This window comes from Limnohabitans sp., from assembly GCF_031539175.1.
Taxonomy (GTDB): domain Bacteria; phylum Pseudomonadota; class Gammaproteobacteria; order Burkholderiales; family Burkholderiaceae_C; genus Limnohabitans.
Genome location: NZ_JAVKLQ010000052.1, coordinates 50,488 through 56,742, shown reverse-complemented (window position 1 = coordinate 56,742; position 6,255 = coordinate 50,488). Strand labels below are relative to the sequence as shown.

5 protein-coding genes and 1 rRNA gene are annotated in these 6,255 nt (G+C 53.8%); 4 read left to right on the top strand and 2 right to left on the bottom strand.

The genetic code is table 11. The annotated features are described in order from the left end of the window. Positions 1 to 95, top strand: a 5S ribosomal RNA gene (gene rrf, locus RMS95_RS09445); the annotation flags it as partial. A gap of 49 nt (positions 96 to 144) precedes the next feature. Here rrf and RMS95_RS09440 read toward each other — a convergent pair. Together RMS95_RS09440 and RMS95_RS09435 are read right to left on the bottom strand one after the other, a co-directional pair. Next, positions 145 to 1,065 (bottom strand): MBL fold metallo-hydrolase, encoded by a 921-nt coding sequence (locus tag RMS95_RS09440; RefSeq protein WP_310645597.1) that lies wholly within the window; start codon positions 1,063 to 1,065, stop codon positions 145 to 147. Further along, complete coding sequence (locus RMS95_RS09435; protein WP_310645595.1) at positions 1,062 to 2,759, bottom strand: AMP-binding protein; 1,698 nt, start codon at positions 2,757 to 2,759, stop codon at positions 1,062 to 1,064. The genes RMS95_RS09440 and RMS95_RS09435 overlap by 4 nt, the downstream gene beginning before the upstream one ends. A 131-nt stretch (positions 2,760 to 2,890) precedes the next feature. Here RMS95_RS09435 and RMS95_RS09430 point away from each other — a divergent pair, with 131 nt between their 5' ends. The 3 genes from RMS95_RS09430 to lnt all read left to right on the top strand — a co-directional run bounded on the left by RMS95_RS09430 (position 2,891) and on the right by lnt (position 6,225). Next, positions 2,891 to 3,616 (top strand): GNAT family N-acetyltransferase, encoded by a 726-nt coding sequence (locus tag RMS95_RS09430; RefSeq protein WP_310645593.1) that lies wholly within the window; start codon positions 2,891 to 2,893, stop codon positions 3,614 to 3,616. Between the two features lie 72 nt (positions 3,617 to 3,688). Beyond that, the gene (locus RMS95_RS09425; protein WP_310645592.1) at positions 3,689 to 4,579 is read left to right on the top strand and encodes a CBS domain-containing protein; all 891 of its coding nucleotides are present in this window, start codon (positions 3,689 to 3,691) and stop codon (positions 4,577 to 4,579) included. Beyond that, a complete protein-coding gene (gene lnt, locus RMS95_RS09420; protein ID WP_310645590.1) occupies positions 4,579 to 6,225 on the top strand; it encodes an apolipoprotein N-acyltransferase in 1,647 nt (548 codons plus the stop codon). The genes RMS95_RS09425 and lnt overlap by 1 nt, the downstream gene beginning before the upstream one ends. Positions 6,226 to 6,255: the final 30 nt, after the last annotated feature.

Below are 6,255 nucleotides of genomic sequence, written 5' to 3'. Positions count from 1 at the left end.
TTGGTACCACTCCTTCCCATCCCGAACAGGACAGTGAAACGACTTAGCGCCGATGATAGTGCGGGTTCCCGTGTGAAAGTAGGACATCGTCAGGCTGTTACAGCCGCAAGAAGCCCCGCTCGTTTGAGTGGGGCTTTTTGTCTTTTAGGCGTTGATGAATGTATTACCAATACGGCTCGCAGCACCTGATTTAACCAGTGACTCGCACATCTCTAGCGTCCAGTCCTGAAACGAGCTTTTGTTGAAATATTGATGTAGCAGATGAAAATATGAGCTGTTATTTGCCCATTTGCAAAAATCTTCTATCTCTACGGATTGCAATTCAAGTAATTTAAATTTCAGCAGGACTTTTGCTGCATAAATCGCATGTTTCTCAGGATTGGTACTGAATCCTTTTAACCGAGACCTTGCGTAATTGAGCGCGCCGCTGACATCGGTAAAAGCTGTGCCATGGCCCGGCAGCACCAAACGAGGCGCCAATGACTCAATAAGATCTAGGGTCGCGCCAACCTCCTCAAAGGCTGAAATACCTTCGATTTCGGGAAATACAACACCAAAACCTTTTTCCCACAACGTATCAGCCGAAATCAGTATGCCCTCTGATTGACAAAATAAAACAATGGAGTGGGGATCATGTCCTGGCGCTGAATACGCTATCCACTGCAACCCAGCCACATCAAACAAATCACCTGATTCAATACACCTGTCCGCCGTGAATACAGGGCAGTGTTGACCTGTTGGCGTGTATGTCAGGGCTTCCGCATTCCACTGTCTCACGTAATCAAAATGCCCTGGAGGTATGCGTGTTTGCACCTGTGGATAGACAGTTTGTAAATGCGCATTTCCCCCGCAATGGTCGCTGTGCAGATGCGTGTTGATGATGCAATTCAACGGTTGCGTACCAATGGCCGAGCGAATCAGATCTTCCGTTTGTTTGGCATGTGTCCAATAACCTGTATCGACCAAGATCGCTTGATCGCTGTCATGCAATAAGACATTGTTCGATGACAGCCAGCCGCGTTCTAAAAATGCGATGCCTCTAGGAAGTTGAATGCTGGCCGTCATTTATTTGCGCGTAATTCGCGCCTTAAAACTTTCCCAACATTGGTCTTAGGCAGTTCATCTCTGAATTCAATGTATTTGGGCTGTTTGTAGCCCGTCAAGTTGCCACGGCAATAGCTCGAGATATCGTCCTCTGTCAAAGTCACATCACTGCGCACAACAAAGACTTTGATGGATTCGCCTTGCTTTTCATCCGGTATGCCCACCGCAGCACATTCCACAACACCAGGGCAAAGTGAGATGACGTTTTCAAGTTCATTCGGAAACACATTGAATCCGCTCACCAAAATCATGTCCTTCTTGCGGTCCACAATTTGTGTGTAGCCTTGCTCGTCCATGATGCCGATGTCGCCGGTCCTCATGAAGCCATCATCCGTGAAGGCCTTTGCCGTCTCTTCGGGTTGTCGGTAGTAACCGGTCATCACGTTAGGACCTTTGATGCAAATTTCACCACTTTGCCCCGTGGCTAAGCTTTGCCCAGAATCGTCTTTGATGGCGATCTCAATACTCGGCAGCGGCAGACCGATCTTGCCGCTGAACTCTGTCGCGTTGACCGGGTTATTCGTGCCAATGGCGCAGGTTTCGCTCATCCCCCAGCCTTCCACCATGGCGCAGTTTGTGACTTCTTTCCAGCGTTTAGCAGTGCCTTCAGACGCGGCCATGCCACCAGCTTGTGACACGCACAGACTAGAAAAATCGAGTGTTTTGAAATGCGGGTGTTGAAGCAGCGCATTGAACAAGGTGTTCACAGCAGGAAGCAGGTGAAATGGCCGTTTTTTGAGCACATCCACGAACTTATCAATATCCCGAGGGTTGGGGATCAGCGTCATATGTGCGCCCCAACGGATGGAGAGTAAACACAGCGTCAAGGCGAAGATGTGATATAGGGGCAATGCCGCAATGGAGTTGACTTTGCGAATATCACCAATCCGCTTCACTGCAGGCGTAAACCACACTTCAGCCTGCAAAACCGCAGCAATGATATTGCCATGCGTAAGAACAGCCCCTTTTGACAGCCCCGTTGTACCGCCCGTGTATTGCAGAAAAGCAGTGGACGACAGGTTGGTATTTGCTGGTTTTAAGGACAAGCTCGCGCCCTTCGCCAAGACTTGCGTAAAGGACACAATTTTTCGTTCTCGCCCCTGCGTGGTCGTGCGAGACAGTTTGAACGCAGGCACCATGGCCGCAAGATGTCGGGCGGCAAAGGTCAGCCAATGGCCTTTCCAAAAGCCAAGCATGTCGCCCAATGACGTTAAAACGACGGTCTCAATCGGTGTTTGATCAATCACCTCTTGAAGCGTTTTGGCGAAATTTTCCAAAATCACGATGGTCGTTGCACCCGCATCATTCAGCTGATGCTGCAACTCTCTCGCCGTATAAAGCGGGTTCACGTTGACGCAAACATAGCCAGCACGTAAAACGGCCGCCATCGTCACGGCAAATTGGGGCAAGTTGGGCAACATGATGGCCACGCGAGAACCCGGTTCTAGGCCCAGCTGCTGGAGCCATGCCCCCAAACCGGCAGATGCATGGTCAACATCTGCATAAGTCATCCACTGGTCCATGCAAACCGAGAAAGGCGCCGAAGCATTTTTCTTGAACGATGTCTCTAAAAACTCTCCGACCGATTTAAATTGCTCAGGATGTACCTCATGGGGCACGCCGTCTGGGTAAGATTGCAACCAGGGTTTATTCATTCATGTCTCCTTAGAGGCATTTTGAATGCGCCAAGTGTGCGTTGCCATTGGGAGTGTCCCTCGGCAGACAATAGGCTGGGTTTGTTGTCAGTCAATTGCAAGAATAAGGGAAAACCCGTATAATTGCATGCATGACTTTGACCCACACACTGACACAAACAGCTTTAGACGCTGGCCGTCAATTGCTTGCCCGTATTGGTGTGCCCCAACTGCTCAAACAAGATACAGAGGGTGTTTTGATCCCCATTTGTCCATTGAACGCCAGTCACTTGCCCGGCATCAAAAAACATTTATTGGCCTTGTCCCCACAAGACCGGTATTTGCGTTTTGGCTATGCCGCCAATGACGAGCAAGTGCTTCGCTATGTGGATGGGTTGAACTTTGAGCGCGACGAAATTTACGGCATCTTCAATCGCAATTTAGACATTGTGGCCATGGCGCATTTGGCCATCATGAAAGAGCCCGGCCGCACGTCGAATGCCGAATTTGGCGTGTCGGTGCAAGCCTCCGCACGAGGACGCGGCTACGGTGCGCGATTGTTTGAGCGTGCGGTCATGCATGCGCGCAACGAAAAAATCTCGGAAATTTACATCCACGCGCTGAGCGAAAACGCACCCATGATCCGTATCGCCCGAAAAGGCGGTGCCACCGTGGAGCGTGACGGGTCTGAAACCGAGGCCTATTTGCGCTTGCCCAAGCGAGATTTAGACAGCCGCGTCACAGAGCTGGTGGTCGATCAGTTTGCCAAAGCCAACTACAGCATCAAAGAAGACGCCAAGAAATTTTGGGACTTTTTGGCCAAAGTCGAAGAAATTCGACAAGGTGTGCGTGCGGGCCGCCACCAAGCGGCTGAATAGTCAGCCAGTGAACACCATGCTTGGGCTATGCTTAAGCCTTGACAGACTCTCGCGGCCAAGCGCCGCACGCATGTGATAGCCCCGAATTCAAGAGCCGCAGACGCGACAGACAAACGCACATATTGGCAGCGTTTCATCGAGTTCATCCATCCTGGCCCTGACTCTCGTGAAGAGCTCTTGGTCGCATTCTCCGACGCAGAAGATAATCAAGTCATTGGGGCTGAAAGCCGCATCATGTTGGAAGGCGTCTTGCGCATGGCCGACTTGACCGCGGGTGAGGTCATGGTCGCAGCCCCCCGCATGGATTTGATCAACATTGACGAGGCGATTGACGCCTGCATGCATCAGGTCATCGATACCGCGCACTCGCGTTTTCCGGTTTTTGAGGGTGAGCGTGACAACATCGTTGGCATCTTGTTGGCCAAAGATCTGCTCAAACTCCAGCGCTCGCCTGCGCTCAATTTGCGCACTCTGCTGCGCCCTCCGGTCTTTGTCCCTGAAAGCAAAGGCTTGAACGACCTGTTGCGTGAGTTCCGCAACACCCGTAACCACATGGCTTTGGTGGTCGACGAGTTTGGCCGCATTGCCGGCCTCATCACCATCGAAGACGTGCTGGAACAAATCGTCGGCGAAATTGAGGATGAGTTCGATCAGGACGATGATGCTGGCGATATTTTTTCGCTCGCCGATCGCACGTTCCGTGTCAGTGGCGACACCGATGTCTCCCGTGTGGCCGAGGCCTTCAACATCACGTTTGAGTTGGACGAAGACACCGCCAACGGCGACAACAAGTTCGACACCATTGGAGGCTTCATTGCCCATGCCATGGGGCATGTGCCGCGTCGGGGCGAGTTTTTCGATGTCAGCGAACAGCGGTTCGAAGTGATGCACACCAAAGCAGGTGCCGTGAAGTGGTTCAAGGTCTACCCAACGCCTGCGAAGGCGGCGTCCAAAGCCGTTTGATGCAACTCACCACAAGCTCATACCCGTTGGCTTTGTCTCGCGTCTGGCTGACCTTGGGTTTGATCACCGCAGGGTTGCTGCAAGCCTTGGCTTTGGCGTGGCCGTTTGCTGGCAGCCACCAAGGCGTCGCGCTGGGCTGGTTGCAGATGTTGAGCTTGTCATTTGCTGCAGCTTGCCTAGACCGTTCAGCACAACCCCAAGAGGCGTTTTGGCGGATGTGGTGGTTTGCCTGCGCATGGCTGGTCGGCTGCCTGTGGTGGCTGTTCATTTCAATGAACACCTATGGCGGCATGCCCGTTATTTTGGCTGGGGCGGCCGTGTTGGCGCTTGCCGCTGGCTTGGCGTGTATTTACGCAGCCGCCGCTTGGGTGTATCACGCCACCGGTGTGCGCCACTTAGGCGCGTTGAGCAAAGCGAGCGCCTTTGCCGTGTTGTGGATGTTGGCCGAGTTGGTGCGCGGCACCCTCTTCACAGGTCTTCCATGGGGCGCCATTGGCTATGCCCATGTCGACGGTGTGCTGCATGCTTGGGCCGCGTGGGTCGGCGTGTACGGTCTCAGTGCCATGGCTGCATTTGTGGCCATGTTGCTGGGAGCTGAAAACGGCGTGTCGCGTGGTGTGTGGCGCAGTCGTTTGGCGGGCGGGTTGATGGCGGCTACTTTGGCGACGGTGGGCGTCACAGCCTTGGCGCCTTCTGCGCCAGAACCCGACGCGCACCCATCAGCGCCTTTGAGCGTCACGCTGTTGCAGGGCAATGTGCAGCAAGATTTGAAGTTTGGTTCAGGTGTGGCCCAAGCCCTGAATGACTATCGCAAAGGTTTGCTGGACAGTCGCGCGGACTTGGTCGTGATCCCCGAAACAGCCTTGCCGCTCTTGCCCCAACAATTGCCCAGCGGCTATTGGCAAAGCTTGGAGCAACATTTTTCACAAGGCCAGCAAGCCGCTTTGATTGGGATGCCGTTGGTGGCCAAAGTTGACCCTGACGCGTCAGGTCTGGTGGGTAGCGCACGTCAATTCACCAACTCCGTTTTGGCCCTCCAGCCCCATGCGACGGGTGAGCCTTACCGTTACGACAAGCACCATTTGGTGCCCTTTGGTGAGTTTGTGCCCCCCATGTTTCAGTGGTTTGTCCGAATGATGCACATTCCCATGGGCGACTTTTCGCGCGGCGCGGTGGTTCAGCCCTCGTTGACATGGAAGGGGGAGCGCATCGCCCCGAATATTTGTTTCGAAGATTTGTTTGGCGAGGAGCTGGCCAAAAGCTTCGCCGACCCCGAGCAGGCTCCCACCATCTTGGTCAACCTCAGCAACATCGCTTGGTTTGGCGATACCGTGGCCATTGACCAACACTTGAATATTTCCCGCATGCGGGCGCTTGAACTGGGCCGTCCCATGCTGCGCGCCACCAACACGGGGGCGACGGCCATCATCGATGCACAAGGGGTGGTCACGCATCGGCTGCCTAGCAGCGTGCAAGGCGCCTTGCACGCTCAAGTTCAAGGGGTGCACGGCGCTGTGACACCCTACGCCCGTTGGGTCTCTGCTTGGGGGCTTTGGCCGTTGGTGGCATTTGCGGCAGGCGTGTGGATGTGGGTTGCGTGGCTCGGTTCTCGGACCAAGCACGGCAAACGCTATTTCGGCCCGTAAAATCAAGGGTTTGCAGGCGTCTTGACCTGC

Coding starts and splice junctions, on each gene's coding strand:
- RMS95_RS09430 (WP_310645593.1), top strand. CDS start 2,891: ATGACTTTGACCCACACACTGACACAAACAGCTTTAGACGCTGGCCGT.
- RMS95_RS09440 (WP_310645597.1), bottom strand. CDS start 1,065: ATGACGGCCAGCATTCAACTTCCTAGAGGCATCGCATTTTTAGAACGC.
- RMS95_RS09435 (WP_310645595.1), bottom strand. CDS start 2,759: ATGAATAAACCCTGGTTGCAATCTTACCCAGACGGCGTGCCCCATGAG.
- lnt (WP_310645590.1), top strand. CDS start 4,579: ATGCAACTCACCACAAGCTCATACCCGTTGGCTTTGTCTCGCGTCTGG.